The organism is Quisquiliibacterium transsilvanicum, assembly GCF_014202215.1.
GTDB lineage: Bacteria > Pseudomonadota > Gammaproteobacteria > Burkholderiales > Burkholderiaceae_E > Quisquiliibacterium > Quisquiliibacterium transsilvanicum.
In genome coordinates, this window is sequence record NZ_JACHGB010000005.1 from 297,230 (window position 1) to 313,775 (window position 16,546).

Annotated in this window: 16 protein-coding genes; 11 read left to right on the plus strand and 5 right to left on the minus strand. The window is 66.5% G+C overall.

What is annotated here, in order from left to right:
• Positions 1 to 35: 35 nt before the first annotated feature.
• From HNQ70_RS13850 to HNQ70_RS13880, 7 genes are all read left to right on the plus strand, one after another.
• Positions 36 to 1,256 carry an ABC transporter substrate-binding protein gene (locus HNQ70_RS13850; RefSeq protein WP_221302813.1) on the plus strand — a complete coding sequence of 407 codons (1,221 nt, stop codon included), beginning with the start codon at positions 36 to 38 and terminating at the stop codon, positions 1,254 to 1,256.
• 4 nt (positions 1,257 to 1,260) lie between these two features.
• A complete protein-coding gene (locus HNQ70_RS13855) occupies positions 1,261 to 2,106 on the plus strand; it encodes an enoyl-CoA hydratase/isomerase family protein (protein WP_183968594.1) in 846 nt (281 codons plus the stop codon).
• Positions 2,103 to 2,867, plus strand: coding sequence for an SDR family NAD(P)-dependent oxidoreductase (locus HNQ70_RS13860; protein ID WP_183968596.1), 765 nt, complete (start codon positions 2,103 to 2,105; stop codon positions 2,865 to 2,867). Before HNQ70_RS13855 ends, HNQ70_RS13860 begins: the two co-directional genes overlap by 4 nt.
• 64 nt (positions 2,868 to 2,931) lie before the next feature.
• Positions 2,932 to 3,720 (plus strand): enoyl-CoA hydratase/isomerase family protein, encoded by a 789-nt coding sequence (locus tag HNQ70_RS13865; RefSeq protein WP_183968598.1) that lies wholly within the window; start codon positions 2,932 to 2,934, stop codon positions 3,718 to 3,720.
• A gap of 28 nt (positions 3,721 to 3,748) precedes the next feature.
• Positions 3,749 to 5,320 carry a class I adenylate-forming enzyme family protein gene (locus HNQ70_RS13870; protein WP_183968600.1) on the plus strand — a complete coding sequence of 524 codons (1,572 nt, stop codon included), beginning with the start codon at positions 3,749 to 3,751 and terminating at the stop codon, positions 5,318 to 5,320.
• Positions 5,321 to 5,338: 18 nt separating this feature from the next.
• Positions 5,339 to 6,898 (plus strand): long-chain-fatty-acid--CoA ligase, encoded by a 1,560-nt coding sequence (locus HNQ70_RS13875; RefSeq protein ID WP_183968602.1) that lies wholly within the window; start codon positions 5,339 to 5,341, stop codon positions 6,896 to 6,898.
• A gap of 68 nt (positions 6,899 to 6,966) precedes the next feature.
• A complete protein-coding gene (locus HNQ70_RS13880) occupies positions 6,967 to 8,118 on the plus strand; it encodes an acyl-CoA dehydrogenase family protein (RefSeq protein ID WP_183968604.1) in 1,152 nt (383 codons plus the stop codon).
• 31 nt (positions 8,119 to 8,149) lie between these two features.
• Here HNQ70_RS13880 and HNQ70_RS13885 read toward each other — a convergent pair whose 3' ends face one another.
• The gene (locus tag HNQ70_RS13885; RefSeq protein WP_183968606.1) at positions 8,150 to 10,879 is read right to left on the minus strand and encodes a winged helix-turn-helix domain-containing protein; all 2,730 of its coding nucleotides are present in this window, start codon (positions 10,877 to 10,879) and stop codon (positions 8,150 to 8,152) included.
• A 104-nt stretch (positions 10,880 to 10,983) separates the two neighbouring features.
• A complete protein-coding gene (locus HNQ70_RS13890; protein ID WP_221302814.1) occupies positions 10,984 to 12,135 on the minus strand; it encodes a CoA transferase in 1,152 nt (383 codons plus the stop codon).
• Between the two features lie 149 nt (positions 12,136 to 12,284).
• Here HNQ70_RS13890 and HNQ70_RS13895 point away from each other — a divergent pair, with 149 nt between their 5' ends.
• The 3 genes from HNQ70_RS13895 to HNQ70_RS13905 are packed head-to-tail and all read left to right on the plus strand — an operon-like array spanning position 12,285 to position 14,666.
• Positions 12,285 to 13,100 carry an enoyl-CoA hydratase-related protein gene (locus HNQ70_RS13895; protein ID WP_183968610.1) on the plus strand — a complete coding sequence of 272 codons (816 nt, stop codon included), beginning with the start codon at positions 12,285 to 12,287 and terminating at the stop codon, positions 13,098 to 13,100.
• Positions 13,097 to 13,879 carry an enoyl-CoA hydratase-related protein gene (locus tag HNQ70_RS13900; protein WP_183968612.1) on the plus strand — a complete coding sequence of 261 codons (783 nt, stop codon included), beginning with the start codon at positions 13,097 to 13,099 and terminating at the stop codon, positions 13,877 to 13,879. The genes HNQ70_RS13895 and HNQ70_RS13900 overlap by 4 nt, the downstream gene beginning before the upstream one ends.
• Before the next feature lie 43 nt (positions 13,880 to 13,922).
• Positions 13,923 to 14,666 (plus strand): hotdog family protein, encoded by a 744-nt coding sequence (locus HNQ70_RS13905; RefSeq protein ID WP_183968614.1) that lies wholly within the window; start codon positions 13,923 to 13,925, stop codon positions 14,664 to 14,666.
• Between the two features lie 12 nt (positions 14,667 to 14,678).
• Here HNQ70_RS13905 and HNQ70_RS20430 read toward each other — a convergent pair whose 3' ends face one another.
• The 3 genes from HNQ70_RS20430 to HNQ70_RS13915 all read right to left on the minus strand — a co-directional run bounded on the left by HNQ70_RS20430 (position 14,679) and on the right by HNQ70_RS13915 (position 15,824).
• Positions 14,679 to 14,813 carry a hypothetical protein gene (locus HNQ70_RS20430; RefSeq protein WP_281381629.1) on the minus strand — a complete coding sequence of 45 codons (135 nt, stop codon included), beginning with the start codon at positions 14,811 to 14,813 and terminating at the stop codon, positions 14,679 to 14,681.
• Positions 14,814 to 14,863: 50 nt separating this feature from the next.
• Positions 14,864 to 15,100: a hypothetical protein gene (locus HNQ70_RS13910; RefSeq protein ID WP_221302815.1), complete on the minus strand. Its 237-nt coding sequence runs from the start codon at positions 15,098 to 15,100 to the stop codon at positions 14,864 to 14,866.
• A 256-nt stretch (positions 15,101 to 15,356) separates the two neighbouring features.
• Positions 15,357 to 15,824, minus strand: coding sequence for a MaoC family dehydratase (locus HNQ70_RS13915; protein WP_343060789.1), 468 nt, complete (start codon positions 15,822 to 15,824; stop codon positions 15,357 to 15,359).
• A 63-nt stretch (positions 15,825 to 15,887) separates the two neighbouring features.
• Here HNQ70_RS13915 and HNQ70_RS13920 point away from each other — a divergent pair, with 63 nt between their 5' ends.
• Complete coding sequence (locus tag HNQ70_RS13920) at positions 15,888 to 16,307, plus strand: VOC family protein (protein ID WP_246434962.1); 420 nt, start codon at positions 15,888 to 15,890, stop codon at positions 16,305 to 16,307.
• Positions 16,308 to 16,546: the final 239 nt, after the last annotated feature.

The following is a 16,546-nucleotide window of genomic DNA, read 5'->3' on the forward strand; positions in this document are numbered from 1 at the left end:
AAGGCGATCGCCCCGGACACACAAGGGAGACAGACATGACGAAGAGAAACCTCGACGCCTTGCGGCGCACACTGCTGGTCCTGGGCGCCAGCTCCATGCTTGCCGGTGCAGCAGCGGCGCAGACGAAGAACTACGGGCCCGGGGTCACGGACACCGAGATCAAGATCGGACAGGCGGCGCCCTACAGCGGTCCGGCCTCCGCATACGGGGCGATCGGGAAGACCATCGCGGCGCATTTCCGCAAGGTCAACGACGAAGGCGGCATCAATGGACGCAAGATCAACCTGATCAGCCTCGACGACTCCTTCAGCCCGCCCAAGACCGTCGAGGTGGTGCGCAGGCTCGTCGAGAGCGAGAACGTCCTCTTCGTGCACACCATCGGCAGTTCGACCACGGCAGCGGTGCAGCGTTACCTCAATCAGAACAAGGTTCCCCAGCTCTTCGTCAGCACAGGCGCAACCAAGTGGGGCGACCACAAGAACTTTCCCTGGACCATCGGCTTCAATGCCACCTACCAGACCGAAGGCATCGTCTACGCGCGCTACCTGCTGAAGGAGAAGCCCGACGCGAAGGTCGCCGTTCTTTACCAGAACGACGACTTCGGCAAGGACGTGCTGGCCGGCTTCAAGATGGGCCTGGGCGAAAAGGCGAAGGCACTGATCGTGGCCGAGCGCTCCTACGAGCTGACCGATCCGATGATCGACACCCAGCTGATCAGCCTGCAGGCCTCCGGCGCAGACGTCCTGCTCAACCTGACGACGCCGAAATTCGCCGCCATGTCGATCCGCAAGGTCTACGAGATGGGCTGGAAACCGCTCCACATCCTGGCGAACGTGAGCGCGTCCGTGGGTTCCGTGCTGAAGCCTGCCGGGCTCGAAAAGGCGGTGGGAATCATCAGCAGCGCCTACACGAAGGACCCGACGGACGCCGCCTGGGCGAACGACCCCGCGATGAACGAGTGGCGCGCGTTCATGAAGAAATACTACCCGGATGGAAGCCTCGACGACTGGATCAACGTCTATTCCCAGGGGATGGCCCAGGCGATGGTGCAGACGCTGAAGCAGGCTGGCGATGATCTCAGCCGCGAGAACGTGATGCGCCAGGCGGCGAACCTGAAGGACCTCGAGCTGCCGAGCCTCCTGCCCGGCATCCGCATCAACACCGGACCCACCGACTACTACCCGATCGAGCAGCTTCGCCTGAACCGCTTCGACGGCAAGCAGTGGGTGCTGTTCGGCGACGTGATCGGCAAGTGACGCGATGCACAAGGCAGACGAGACGCAGCCGGGGCCCGGCGCCCCGCTCACCTTGGTCGTCGAGCGCGGAATCGCGACCGTCACCCTCGACAACGCGGCGGCGCGCAATGCGATAGACCAGCGCAGCAGCAACGCGCTGATCGACGCCATCGATCGCATCGCCGACGATCCATCGGTGCGCGTTGTCCTGATCCGGGCGAACGGACCGATGTTCTGCCCGGGCGCATCGATGGCCTTCCTGGCGCCCGACCTGTCCGGCATGGCGGCTCGCATCGATGCTCTGCTGACGGCCCTGAATCCAGCGCTGGCGAAGCTGCGCACGCTCGACGTCGTCGTCGTGACCGCGGTCCACGGCGCGGTCGCCGGCGGCGGTCTCGGCTACCTCAACATGGCCGACATCGTCGTCGCGGCCCAGGGAACGAAGTTCAGCCTCGCCTACAGCCGGATCGGCGCCACGCCGGACCTCGGCGCGACCTGGTACCTGCCGCGGCTGCTCGGTGAACGGCGGGCGCTCGAACTCCTGATCCTGTCCGACGGATTCGATGCGGACCGTGCACAGGCGCTCGGACTGGTGAACCTCGTCTTCCCGGATGCCGCGTTCGACGCCGAGACCGAGAAACTGGTGGAGCGCCTGCGCACCGGCGCCACCGGATCGTTTGCAGCGATCAAGCGGCTGGTCCGGCAATCGCATGGCAACACGCTTGCCGAGCAGCTGGACGCGGAGCGACGTGAAATCGTCACGGCGGCATGCGGCAGCGAGTTCGGCGAGGGCGTGCGCGCCTTCGCCGATCGACGCGCCCCGAGTTTCGTCCCCATCGGCGCATCGGATTCGACTGGAGACGAGTCATGAGCGAACTCGCGGGAAAGATCGCACTGATCACGGGCGCAGCATCCGGGATCGGCCTCGCGACGTCCGAGCTGATGGCGGCGGCCGGCGCGACCGTCGTCATGGCCGACCTGGACCAGGAGGCGGGGAACAATGCAGCCGCCTCGGTGGAACGCTCCGGAGGTCGGGCCGTCTTCCACAGGCTCGACGTACGTGATGCTCAGGCCTGCAGCGCGCTCGTCGAGTCCGTGGTCGAGCGCTTCGGTCACCTTGACGTTGCCTTCAACAATGCGGGGATCTCCGGCAGCACGTCGCTGACCGAGGACCAGGGGCTCGAGCTCTGGCAGCGCGTGCTCGACGTGAACCTGACCGGGGTCTTCCACTGCCTGGTGCCGCAGCTGCGCGCGATGCGCGCGGCAGGCAAGGGGGCGATCGTCAACACCGCGTCCATCGCGGGCACCGGCGGCGCGGCCGGGGCGGCGGCCTACTCGGCCTCGAAGCACGGCGTGATCGGCCTGACGCGCACCGCCGCGCTGGAGTACGCGAAGCACGGCATCCGGATCAACGCAGTATGCCCGGGATATATCGAGACGCCGATGACCGTGGGTGACCGCAGCATCTTCACCGGCCCGCACCTCGACCGCGCCGTGTCGGCCGCGCCCATGCGGCGGCTCGGGCGTCCGCAGGAGATCGCCGAGATGGTGCTCTGGCTCTGCTCGGACCGCTCCTCCTACGTGACCGGTGGCCAGCACATCGTCGATGGCGGCGTCACGGCAAGCTGCTGAGTCCCGGAACCCCTTTCACGCGTCGACACAAAGCGTGATCCGCACTCCCGAACAGGATGAACAGATGAACCAATCAAGCTACCGATTCCTGAAATTCGCGCAGGACGGCGGTCTTCTGACCGTTTCCCTGAACCGCCCCGAGGCGATGAACGCGATCAACGCCGGCCTGCACACGGAGCTCTCGACCGTGTTCGCCCAGATCGCCTCGGACCGCAGCGTGCACGCGGTAGTGCTGACCGGCGAAGGCCGCGGATTCTGCGGGGGCGGCGACCTCGCCTGGTTCAGGGACATCACGCCTGCGCAGGTCGACACGCTGTTCATCGAGGCGCGCAAGATCATCGTCGATCTGCTCGAGGTGCCGCAGCCGATCGTCGCCGCAGTCAACGGACACGCGGCCGGATTGGGCGCGACGCTCGCGCTGTTCTGCGACATGGTCTTCGTCGCCGACACCGCGCGGATCTCCGACCCGCACGTCCGCGTGGGCGTGGCGGCCGGCGACGGCGGGGCGGTGATCTGGCCGCTGCTCGTCGGCCCCGCACGCGCCAAGCAGTACCTGATGACCGGAGACGCCCTCAGCGCTGCCGAGGCCGAGCGGATCGGACTGGTCAACGCCGTGCTTCCGCAGGCCGAGGTCCTGGCCGCCGCGACTGCCATGGCGAAGCGCCTTGCCGAGGGCCCCCGCCGCGCCGTCGAAGCCACCAAGGCCTCGGTGAACAAGCTCGTACGCGACGCCGTGAACCTGGTGCTGGACACCTCGCTCGCCCTCGAGAAGGCGAACTTCTTCGATGCCGACCACCGGGAGGCGATCGCCGCCTTCGCCGAGCGCCGCGAACCGAAGTTCACCGGCAACTGAACATAACAATAGAGATGCGGAGGAGCACATGGAAGGCAGACTCGAACGGGGCATCGGCAAACTGGTGGCCGGAAACATCCTGACGACCGCCGGCGTGCGGTTCGGCGATCGCGAGGCATTCTTCTGCAGCGAGACCGGACGCCGCCCCACGTTCCGGCAGGTAGACGAACGCTGCAATCGGCTCGCCAACGCCATGATCGGCATGGGCCTGAAGAAGGGCGACGTTGTCGCGCTGCTGACCAGCAACCGGGTCGAGATCGTGGAGATCCTCTTCGCGCTGGCGAAGACCGGGATCGTCGGCATGCCGCTGAACTACCGGCTCTCGCCCGCAGAGCTGTTCGGCCTGATGAACACGGTCGGCGCGCAGGCGCTGTTCTGCGAAGCCCGCTTCCAGGAGGTGCTCGACAGGGCGCCGGCCGAGGTTCCGACGCTGCGGCACCGGGCCCTGTTCGGTGCGCTCGCGGGGCCGGGCGTCCTGGACTACGAGGGCCTTCTCGCCTCGTCCTCGCCTGCCGAACCCGAGATCGAGGTGGAGGAGGCGGATCCCTTCTACTTCAACCTCACCTCGGGCACCAGCGGCCTGCCGAAGTGCTACACGCTCACGCACTACAACAACGCCACGGTGACGCCGATGTTCACGTCGATGGACGTGAGCCGGCACGACACCTTCCTGACGGTCTTCCCGATGTTCGGGCGCGTCGGCTACGCCTGGATCGCCGCCGGTCTCTACTTCGGCGCGCGCAACGTCCTGGGCAATTTCGATCCCGGCCGCGCGCTCCAGCTGATCGAGGAGGAGCGAGTGACGATCACGAACCTGGTTGCGACGATGGGGGCGATGCTCCTGCAGCACCCAGATCTCCCGAAACGCGATCTGGGCTCCCTTCGAGCCACCGTATTCGCCGGTTCGATGCTGCCGGAGCCGATCCGCCGTGGCGTCACAGAACGCATCTGCCCGGACATCTACGAGTACTACGGCATGCAGGAGACCGGCGCGCTGGTCGTGAGCACGCCGGAGGACCGGAAGGTCAGCCCCGATTCCGTCGGTCGGGTGATTCCGCACGCCGAAGTACGCATCGTCGACGATAAGGGCAGGCGTATGCCCCCCGGAGAGATCGGCGAGATCATCGGCCGTTCTCCCACCGGCACCACCGCCTACTTCCGGAATCCCGAGAAGACCGCTGAGACCTTCCGAAACGGATGGATCCACACCGGGGACCTGGGCAGCATGGACAAGGAAGGCTACCTGTTCATCCGTGGCCGCAAGAAGGACATGATCATCTCGGGCGGGCAGAACGTATTTGCAGCAGAGATCGAGGAGGCCATCCTCGACTGCCCCGGCGTCATCGAGTGCGCCGTCGTCGGGCTGCCGGATCCGTTGTGGGGCGAACGCGTGAGCGCCGTCGTGGTGGTCGAGCCTGGATCCGACTTGACCACCGAGCAGCTGGTCCGGCACTGCCGTGAACGACTCGCCAGCTTCAAGACGCCGAAGGAGATCCTCCTGCAGTCGGAGCCCTTGCCCCGGACACCCACCGGAAAGGTGCAGAAATTCATCCTCGTCGAGCGACATGGCGGCGACGCGACCGCCTCGGCAACCGCCTGATCACCTGCGGACACGGACATGACCACCACCCAATCCCTGATCAGGTCGCTCCAGCTTCATCCCGACCGCATCGCCGTACGCTTCCAGGGCCGTGCGCGGACCTTCCGTGAATACGGCGACCGGGTCGCACGGCTCGCCGGCGCGCTTCGCACCGTGGGCGTGGGTACCGGCCAGACGGTGGCCATGCTCGCACTGAACTCGGACCGCTATCTCGAGTACTGCATGGCGGTGCCCTGGGCAGGCGCGGTCCTCAACCCCTGCAACATCCGCTGGAGCGCCGAGGAGATCATCTACTCCCTGGAGGATGCCGAATCGGTCGCCCTGATCGTCGACGACGCCTTCGCCGCGATGGGCGCGGAGATCGCAGCCCGCTGCCCAGCGCTGAAGGCGGTGATCCATGCCACGGACGGCGAGCCCCGCGCCGGCATGCTTTCCTACGAGGCACTGCTGCGCGACCACGCGCCGATCGAGGACGCGGCGCGTGGGCCGCAGGATCTCGCCGGCATCTTCTACACAGGCGGGACCACGGGCTTCCCGAAGGGCGTGATGCTCAGCCACGGCAATCTCTGGGCATCGGCCATTTGCTACCTGATGGAGGGGTTCTCGCGCCCGGGATCAACCTACCTGCATGCGGCACCGATGTTCCACCTGGCCGACATGGGACTTTCCTTCGCGCACTTCCTCAACGGCGGAACGCATGCCGTCGTTCCTGCCTTCGAGCCGAAGTCGGTGATCGAAAGCATGGTTTCCGACCAGGTCACCGACATGCTGCTGGTCCCGACGATGGTCCAGATGCTGGTCGACCATCCGGCGATCGGAGGTGCACGCGACCAGCTGATGGTCGAGAGGCTTCTTTACGGGGCGTCGCCGATCTCCGAGGCGGTTCTGCTGCGAGCCATGGACGCGATGCCCGGCGTGCAATTCGGCCAGGCCTATGGAATGACCGAGCTGTCGCCGCTGGCCACCTTCAATTCCTTCCACAACCACAGCGAGGAAGGACGCAAGGCCGGAAAGCTGCGGGCCGCGGGCCGGCCGACCTTCTCGGTGGCGCTCAGGATCGTCGACGCAGAAGGCCGCGAGGTGCCGCGCGGCACGGTCGGCGAGGTGGTCGTGCGTGGCCCGAACGTGATGATGGGCTACTGGAAAAAGCCGGCCGAGACCGCCGCGGCGCTCCGCGACGGGTGGATGCACACCGGGGATGGCGCGTACATGGACGAGGACGGCTACATCTTCGTTGTCGACCGGATGAAGGACATGATCATCAGCGGGGGCGAGAACGTCTACTCCGCCGAGGTCGAGAACGCGATCGCGCAGCATCCGGCGGTCGCGTCCGTCGCGGTGATCGGCATCCCGGACGACCGCTGGGGAGAGTCCGTCCACGCCGTGATCGTCCTGAAGCCGGGCGCCAGCGCGGACGCTGCCCGGATCCAGTCGCACTGCAAGGAGCGGATCGCGGGCTACAAGTGCCCGCGCAGCGTGGAGTTCCGCGATGCGCTTCCGCTCTCCGGTGCCGGGAAGATCCTCAAGGTCGAGCTGCGCAAGCCCTTCTGGGAGGGGCGCCAGCGCTGCATCGCCTGAATTCCGTCCCGCAGCAGCATCCCGACACCATCGACCCGGCGCACGTTCAACGCCGACAGGAAGGATCCATGTTCCCCCGATTGCATCAGCATCCCTGGATGACCGAGGACGTCGCTCTGTTCCGCGCCCAGGTGCGACGCTTCGCCGAGACCGAGATGGCGCCCCGGCTTCCGGAATGGCGCAAGCAGGGTCGGATCGACCCCGAGGTCTGGCACAAGATGGGCGAGCTCGGCATGATGCTGCCGGAGCTTCCAGAGGAGTACGGCGGCTCGGGCACGAACGCCGCCTACCAGCTGGTCGTGCTCGATGAGCTCTCGCGCATCGAGATGCCGATGAAGCACTCGGTGCACTCGATCGTCGCCCACTACATCCTGGAGTTCGGCACGGCGTCGCAGCGCGAACGCTGGCTTCCGAAGATGGCGCGAGGCGAGTGGCTGACCAGCGTCGCCATGACCGAGCCCGCCAGCGGGTCCGACCTCAAGTCCATGCGCACGCACGCGCAGCGCCGGGGCGATCACTACGTGCTCAACGGCGCCAAGACCTTCATCACCAATGGCGCCACCTCGCAGCTCGTGCTCGTCGCTTGCAAGACGGATCCCGCCCTGGGCTCCAGGGGCGTGTCGCTCCTCGCTGTGGAGGTCGACGATCCGCCGCCCGGGTTCCGCGTCGGACGCGTGCTCGACAAGATGGGACAGCACTCGGTGGACACCTGCGAGCTGTTCTTCGACGATGTCATGGTTCCGGCGGAGAACCTGCTCGGCGGAGTCGAAGGCCAGGGCTTCCGGCAGCTGATGAGCCACCTCCCCTGGGAACGGCTGATCGTCTCGGTGGCCGCGGCCGCGGTCATCGAGCGCGCGGTCGAACTGACCGTCGAGTACACGCGCCAGCGCAAGGCCTTCGGGCAGACGGTGTTCGACTTCCAGAACACGCGCTTCAAGCTCGCCGAGTGCGCGACCATGGCGCACGTGGTTCGCAGCTTCGTCAACGACTGCATCCAGCGGCTGGTCGACGGAACGCTCGATCCGGAGGCCGCCTACATGGCCAAGTGGTGGACGTCCGACGTGCAGTGCCGGGTCCTGGACGACTGCCTGCAGTGCTTCGGAGGCTACGGCTACATGAACGAATACCCGATCGCCCGCATGTACACCGACGCACGCATCCAGCGGATCTACGGAGGCACCAACGAGGTCATGAAGGAGCTGATCTCCCGCAGCCTCTGAGCCGCCATTCGATCGGATCAGGGCGCGTGACTCAGTTCGGCTCCAGTATTCCAAGTCGACGCGCGATCGCTACCGCGTGAGTGCGGTTCTCGGCGCAGAGCTTGGCGTTGATGCTGCGCAGATGCGTCTTGACCGTCGACTCGGAGACGAACATGCGCTCCGCGATGACACGGTTCGAATGTCCCTCCGCCAACAGGAGAAGGACGCGAACCTCCTTGGGCGTCAGAGCCTCCCGGCCGACCCGGACCGCGTTCGAATCGTCCGGGTCCCCACTTCCGGTGCGCATCTTCCCGGACACGAGGTCCCGGCGCGGCATGGCCGGTTCGCTCCCTTGGCCCGGAACTTCGCCGGTCCGAGCCCGCTCGAAGAGCTCCAGTGCCTTCGGTCCCTCGTCCTCGATCATGCTGGACAGACCGTCGGTCAACGCCACCGACGACAACTCGCGCGCAAGTTGGAGCGCGTCCTCGGTGAATCCGCAGCAGTCTAAGGCCATCGCGAGCAGCACCCGAAGATGATGCGCGCGCCGCAGTCGACCCTGACTGCAGGACTGAGCGATCGCGCGTTCCAGACTCCCGATCGCTTCGGCCGCTCGACCATCGTGGATGGCAATCCGGGCCGAAGCATGTACCGGCCCCTCGATGTCGTTCGCGTGCAGGGAAAGCTCGCCGCCGGGATCCGGAACGTCCGGAACTGTGTCTTCCAGAAGATGATCCTTTGCCGCCTCCAGGTCCCCGTCGAGGAGCGCCATCCGCGCCCGTTCCAGGCTGGCGCTTCCGCAAAGGCGCGGCAGGCGCTCCAGACGCCCCTTCCTCTCCAGAAGATCGAGCTGATCGGCAGCCTGCCCGCGCTCTCCGCGACGGTACGCGATGCGGGCAAGGGTGACGCGGCTGGTGATCAACTGGTCCGGAGCGGCAACATCGTCGATCATCGCAAGATATGCGTCGAGCAGGCGCTCCGCCTCGTCAAGCTGACCGCCCGCATAGCATGCCTCCGCGAGGAAGGCGGCGGCGATGGTGCTCCCGGATGCGTGCTGGCCGGGATGAGTCGTGGCCGAGGCCAGCGCAGCGCGGCAACGCGCGATCGCCGGACGCACCGCGCCCCGCGCCAGGTCGATCGCCGCATCCAGGCACGCGCCCACGGCAAGGTTGAACGAACTTCCGATCTGCCGATGAGAAGGCATACCCTGGGCGATCACCGCCCGCGCATCCTCGAATCGATTGGCTGCGATGAGACAGAAGGCGTGCGAGTTCTGCTGGAGACTATGCGCGAAAGGATTCTCCTCAGCAGACACCTGCCCTGCGCACGCTTCCCAAGCGGCCAGCGCCTCCCATACCTGATCGGTCATCGCCAGGATGAACGCGCGCTGAACGGCCAGTTCGGCCCGGATTCCCTCGTCGCAGGATCCATGGGCCTCGACCTGGTCGAGTTGGGAAAGGGCCTCGGCGTAGCGATGGGTGAAGACAAGCGCCCAGCCGTAGCCGCATTTCAGGCGAGCGTCCCCACCGAAGCCGACGACGCCCGGCATCCGATCGAAAAACTTCGCCAGAAGGAACACTCGTCCCTGCCAGAGCAGCGGCTCCGCATGTTCACGGAGCAGTTCGATCGACGCGGCGACGTCACCGGAGCGGATCATGTGCTCGAGCGCACTGACGGGCTGGCCACGCTCAAGATACCAATCGGCGGCCGTGCGGGTGAGTCTCGCCGTCTTGCCCGGATCAGATCTGGCGAGCTCGCCGCAGAGGAAGTCTCGAAACAGCGGGTGAAACCGGTAGGAGCCACCCTCCGGGCCTTGCGGTATGACGAACAGGCCGGCCTTCTCGAACGACGCCAGCCGGACAAGACTGTCACGATGACCGGTGATCGCGTCGCAGAGTGAAGGGTTCAAATCATCCAGGACGCTGACGTCGAGGAGGAAATCTCGTGATTCCTCCGGGAGCCTGGAGAGCACATCGTCGAGCAGGTAGTCCGCGACCGCAGCGTGCGAGCCGCTGAACGATCTTATGAAGCCCTCCGGATCGTCATGCTCCCTAAGTGCCAGCGCCGCCAGCCACAATGCCGCCGCCCAGCCCTGCGTACGTCCATGGAGGCCCCTGATCTGCCGGTCGTCCAGGTCGAGCCTGCATTCGCCGCGCAGCAGGGCGGCCGACTCGTCGAGAGAGAAGCGCAGCGCTTCCTGGGTGACCTCGACCAGATGCCCGTGCGCCCTCAAGCGCCCGAGGCCGAGCTTCGGGGACTCGCGGCTGCCGACGATCACCTGCCCACCGACGGGCAGTGCATCCAGGATTGATCGGATCACGCCCATGACGGCCGCCGCCTGAACCGCCTCGAGGTTGTCGAGAAAGAGCGCGAACGGACGGGTCTGCATCGACAGGTGGTGGATCAGGTCGAGCGCTGCACCAGTCACGTCGCGCTCACCGGCCGAAGGGGTGATCAGCGCCAGCGTGGGATCGATCGCCTGAAACGCCGCCAGGACATGGGACAGGAATCGGGATACATCGTTGTCTGCCTCATCGAGCGTCAGCCAGGCCGTGGCGACTCCTCGCTGTTGGAGCCGTCGGTGATACTCGACCAGGAAGGTCGTCTTTCCGAATCCGGCCGGCGCTCGTACCACCACCAGCTTCGCGCCTACTGCGCGATCGAGCATCTCGATGAGCCTTGGGCGAGCCAGGAACCTGGCCGTACCCAGCCGCGGTGTCAGCTTTGCGGCCACGAGCCGCATCCCGCCGCTTGTCAGGGAGGGGTCAAGCTTGGAACGATGCATCGAACTCTTCGATCATAAGCTTTCGACCCTCTGCCATCGCCGACGGAAAACCCATCTGCGCGAGGTCGACCGGCAGCGATCCACCTGCAATGACGATCGCACCGTCACCCCCCGCTGAGATCCTCATCCAGCGGCCTCAGCCCCAGCGACGCCAGCACCTCCCGCGTGTGCTCCCCCAGCCCCGGCACGTGCCGCCCCACCGTGACGTCGGCGCCCGAGATCCGGAACGGCGCGTTCATCACCTTGTACTCGCCGCCGGGGTCGCTCACCGTGGCCAGCGCGTGGCGATGCTCCAGTTGCGGGTCGTGCAGCACCTCGGCGACGGTGCGATACGGTGACGCCGGCACGCCGAAACGGTCGAACACCGCCATGCACTCGGCAGTGCTCAGCGTGGTCGACCACTTCTCCAGTTCTTCGACGAACTTCGGCCAGTTGCGACGTCGCTCCATGTAGTCCTCGAAGCGCGGATCTCTGGCGAGTTCGGGCCGGCCGGCGGCCTCGCACAGCGTGACGAAGCTCTTCTCGCTGGCCACCGCTGCCATCACGTAGCCGTCCGCGGTCTTCGTAGGGCCGAACATGCGCACAGGCGAGCCGCCCGCCTGCGCGAACTGCACCTCGTTCAGGCACAGCGACAGCATCGATTCGAGCATCGACACGTCGATCAACTGTCCGCGGCCGGTGCGCTCGCGCAGGTGCAGCGCGGGGCCGATCGCGGCGAACGCATACAGCCCGGAGAGCACATCGGCAGTGAAGATGCCGCACCAGTCTGGACGATCGCGCCCTTCTTCCTGGTAGCTCAGGTGGGCCCGGTCGTAGCCGGAGGCCGCGTGCACGACCGGCGCGTAGGCCGGCGCGCCTGCCGACGGTCCGGTCTGGCCGTAGCCCGAGATCGAGCAGTAGATCAGCCGCGGGTTCGACGCGGCGAGCTTCGGATAATCGATCCCCAGGCGTGCCGTCACGCCGGGGCGGAAGTTTTCGACCAGCAGGTCCGCCTGCGCGGCAAGCTTGCGCACCGCCTCCACGCCCTCGACCGACTTGAGGTCCAGCACCACGCTGTGCTTGCCCGCGTTGAGCTGCCCGAACGGATTGCTGTGCCCGTCACGCATCGGCGGACGGCTGCGCATCATGTCGCCTTCGGGCGCCTCCACCTTGATCACTTCCGCGCCGAGGTCGGCGAGCAGGCGGGTGCAGTAAGGCCCGGCGATCGTGGTCGTCAGGTCGACCACCTTGAGACCCTTGTACGGCTTCTCGGACACGCGCTTGCCTCCCTGGTTCGGATGATCCGAGAGAGCATAGCGGCATCCCACGGACCGGCACAGTCCGCTTTCACGTCAACGCGCAAGCGACGCAAGAGGGCTTTCCACTAGCATGGTCCGGCACCCGATGGACGGGGGAGGGACGCTCGATGGAAGAACAAGAACACGTCGGCTACGAACGCCGCGGACCGCTGGCGATCATCCGGCTAGAACGGCCCGATGCGCTCAACGCAATCACCTATCCGATGATCGCCGGGATCGAGCGCCGCGCGCGAGAAGCCGAGGCCGACCCGGAGGTGTTCGCGATCTGCATCACCGGCGAGGGCAGGGGCTTCTGCGCCGGCATCGACATGAGCGTGCTGTCGGCGCACACGCAGGGCAATTCTCCGCAGCGCGCACGAAGCGAAGGCGCGCGCGCCCGGCCGGCGCTGTTCAGTTTCCTGCTCGACATCTCCAAGCCCGTGATCGCCGCGATCAATGGCGTCGGCGCCGGCGGCGGCTTCGTGCTGGCGATGATGTGCGACCTGCGCTTCATGGCCGAGGACGCCAGCCTGATCACGGTGTTCTCCAAGCGGGGACTGATCGCCGAGCACGGCACCAGCTGGCTGCTGCCGCGGATGGTGGGGCTGGGCCGCGCGCTGGACCTGCTGTGGAGCTCGCGCAAGCTGGAAGCCGAGGAGGCCCTGCGCATCGGCCTCGCGGACCGCGTGGTGCCCGCCAAGCGCCTGCTCGACGAAGTCCAGGACTACGTAGAGCAGATGGCGGCGACGGTGTCGCCGCGCGCGATTGCGACCATCAAGGCGCAGGTCCACCGGCACCTCGAATGCGGCTTCGACCAGGCGGCACTCGAGTCGGACGCGCTGATGACCGATGCGCTGCGCCATCCGGATGCCGCCGAAGGCGCGAAATCGTTCATCGAACGGCGGCCGCCCCGGTTCGCCGCGTGGAAGGGAGAAGGACAGTGAGCAAGGCGTACGAAACCATCCGTGTCGCGCGCGAAGGCGGCGTGCGGACCCTCTGGCTGAACCGGCCGGCAAATCGAAACGCCATCACCCCGCAGATGATGGCCGATCTGCACGAGGCGCTGGTCGAGATCTCCAGGGATCCGCAGGCGCGCGTGCTTGTGCTGCGCGGCGAGGGCGCCGACTTCTGCCCGGGCGCGGACCTGAAGCACTACACCGCCCCCGGCGAACGCCCGGCCTCGACCCCGGTGCGCCAGTTCGAGGTGGCCGTTCTGCTGCACGAGATGCAGGCGGTCACGGTGGCCGCGATCTCCGGCGCCTGCGCCGGCGCGGGCTTCGGCTGGGCCTGCGCCTGCGATCTGCGGATCGCCTCAGAGACGGCGCGTTTCAACACCGCCTTCCTGGACGTCGGGGTGGCCGGCGACATGGGCGGGCCCTGGACCCTGCCCCGGCTGGTCGGCGCAGCCAAGGCGCGCGAGCTTTACTTCATGCCCGGCAAGTTCGATGCGGCCGAGGCGCTGCGCATCGGTCTCGTCTCCCGCGTCAGCAAGGCCGGCGAGTTCGACGCCGACCTCCAGGCGCTGACGGACCGGCTCGGCCGCGCAGCTCCGCTGGCTTTGAGCGCAATGAAGGAAAACTTCGTCGCCGCCGAAAAGATGGGCTTCTCCGACTACATCGCGCTCGAGTCCGAGAAGCATGGCCGGCTCTTCAAGACAGAGGACCGAATCGAGGCGTTCAAGGCCTTCGTCGAGAAGCGCACGCCGGCATTCAAGGGAAGCTGAGGCGCCGCCAGCGCCTTCCCGGAACCCAACGAAACCCAGGGCAATGACCGACCGTTTCATCGTATCCCGCCATTTCAACGGCCCGCCCACCTCCGGCAATGGCGGCTACGTGGCCGGTCTGCTCGCCCGTGAACTGCTTCGACGCCGCCCCGGCGCGGCCGCGGTCGAGGTCACGCTGCGTGCCGCCCTGCCGCTGGACCGCCCGCTGCAGGTGAAAGACGAAGCGGACGGCGCCGTCACCCTCATGGACGGCGATCAACTGCTCGCCCGGGCGGCCGGCGTTGCGCTGGAACTCGAACTGCCTGCTGCGCCCACGCTCGAGCAGGCGCGGGCCGCAGGCGCCATCGGGCGGATGCGCTCGGCGCGCGGCAGCGGCAACGCCTATCTGCACTGCTTCGGCTGCGGCATGGAACGCGAGCCCCACGAAGGCCTGCGCATCGTGCCGAGCGCGATCGGCGACGACGACCTCGTCGCAAGCGACTGGACTCCTCACGGGGTCTTCGCGGACCCGGACGGCGGCATTCCCGCCGAGATCGTCTGGACCGCGCTGGACTGTCCCGCCGGGTTCGCCTGGGGCCGTCGACTGGGCGGCGACAACACCGGCCTGCTGACCGGCCGAATCACCCTGGCAATCGTCGGCGAGGTGCGGCCCGGCGAGCCCTACGTGGTGGCGGCCTGGCCGCTGGAGCGCGACGGCCGCAAGCTGCACGCCGGCACTGCGCTGTTCGACGCGCAGGGACGTCCGGTCGCGTTCAGCCGCCAGCTCTGGTTCGCGCCGAAAGACTGAGCGACCGGGCAATCAGCCTGCCAGGCGGGTCGCAGCCCGCATTCCCAGGCTCTCGGCAGCCATCGTGAAGGCGAGCCGCTCCTGCGGGCTGGCCCCATCGGCGGTTCCCACCTCGACGAGCCTGAAATCGCGGGCGATGCTGGCCACCCGTCGCTCCCGCAACCGGCGCGGTCGGATGGAAGCCTGAGGTATCGCCACTAGGGAAACGGGGCGTTCATCCGCTTCATGAGCATCGGAAAGATGTGGTTCATGTGCCCGCGCAGCACGTCCTCCGGAACCTCGAGCGTGTTCACGTCGATTCCGAAAGCCAGGCCAGCCGTCACATCCACGGTATAGCTGGTCATCAGGTCCTGCAGGTCCAGCCGTTCGTCGAGCCGGGCCGCCTGGTCCAGCCGCTTGTGCAGGCGCTCGGTGACCCGGATCACTTCGGCCATCGAGCGCATTCGACGCCAGCCATCCGGACGGTCGCGCAGCAGTGAGGTGATCACGTCGGGACGAGCGGAATGCCTGGCAGACCGTGCAGTTCGGAGAGGCGGCGAACTGGGGCCGAGAGCGGACCTGGCGTTGCAAAGCGAACGGCCATTGTCGTCTCCCGGCAGGATGGGAGCGACCAGTAAGAATCCGGCGCGATTCCCTGGATAGGACCGCGTCGCCGCGTCGCCTATCGTGTGTCGCTGGGGCGATCGCCGCTCACGCGGGCCGCTTCCTCAGCAGATATTTCTGCACGCCGTCCATCACCAGCTCGTCGCGCTGGTTGCGCACGCTGGACCCCAACGCGATCACTCCGGTCGTCCGACCTGGTGACAATTCGCATACTTCAAGCGTGCAATAGAGCGTATCTCCTGCGAAAACAGGCTTTAGGAAGCGACTGCTCTGCTCGATGAAACCCTTCATCGAATCCTCGACCATGTGCGGAAAGAGCCCTGCTCCGGCGGCGGTCTGCACCAGCACCTGGAAGCCGTGCGCGAGCAGTCCCGGTCCGCCATGCGCGCGGCAGTACTCGACGTCGTAGTGCGAAGGATGGTTGTCGCCGCTGGCCAGCTGGAAGGCCGCGAACAGCGCCTCCGTCAGCGTCCGCGAGGGCAGCAGGAAGCGCTCGCCGAGCTGGAAATCTTCGAACCAGCGCTGCTCGCAGAGCTGGTGGTGCGGTGCTGTCACGGTTTTGCGTTCTCTCAAGGGCCGGTCGGGACTATTTTGGAGCCTTCTTGGGAGGAACGCATCATGGGCAGCGAACCGCTTCCGCATCGCGACCGGCAGGACCTCCCCGGGATGGAAGCCGCCGCCGGGATCCAGACCCTCAGCGCAGTCACCCTGGCCACGCACGACATGGCGCGCGCCCTCGCTTTTTACCTCGAACTGGGCTTTTCTCTGCACAGGGGCGGTCCTGACGCGAGCTTCTGCAGCCTGCGCGCCGGCGATGTCCACCTCAACCTGATTGCCGAAGGCACTGAGGGCCGCGAATGGTCCTGGTGGGGTCGTCTCATCTTCCAGGTGGCCGATGTCGATGTGTTCCACCGGCACATCTGCGCACGCGGTCTCCAGCCCGACTTCTCCCCGCGCGACGCAGTGTGGCGCGAACGCTACTTCCACATCACCGACCCCGACGGACATGAGCTCAGCTTCACGCATCCGCTGTCCTGATGATCTTCAGTATGGTTGTTTATCTTTAAAGATGATGTTGTTGTTGTAGGAGGCCGGTTTCAGTGGAGAACCTGTACGACGCCTGCAATGGTGCGGGTCTTCAGCCGACCTTGGTATGTGTATAACTGCACTGTCCAAATGTTCACTTCTTTTGAGATTGTGGAAAACATGGGTGGATGCTCGAGTTATCCACAATAGAAGCAGCTGATGTAGGGTTGTTATCCACAGTTCGACTGGTG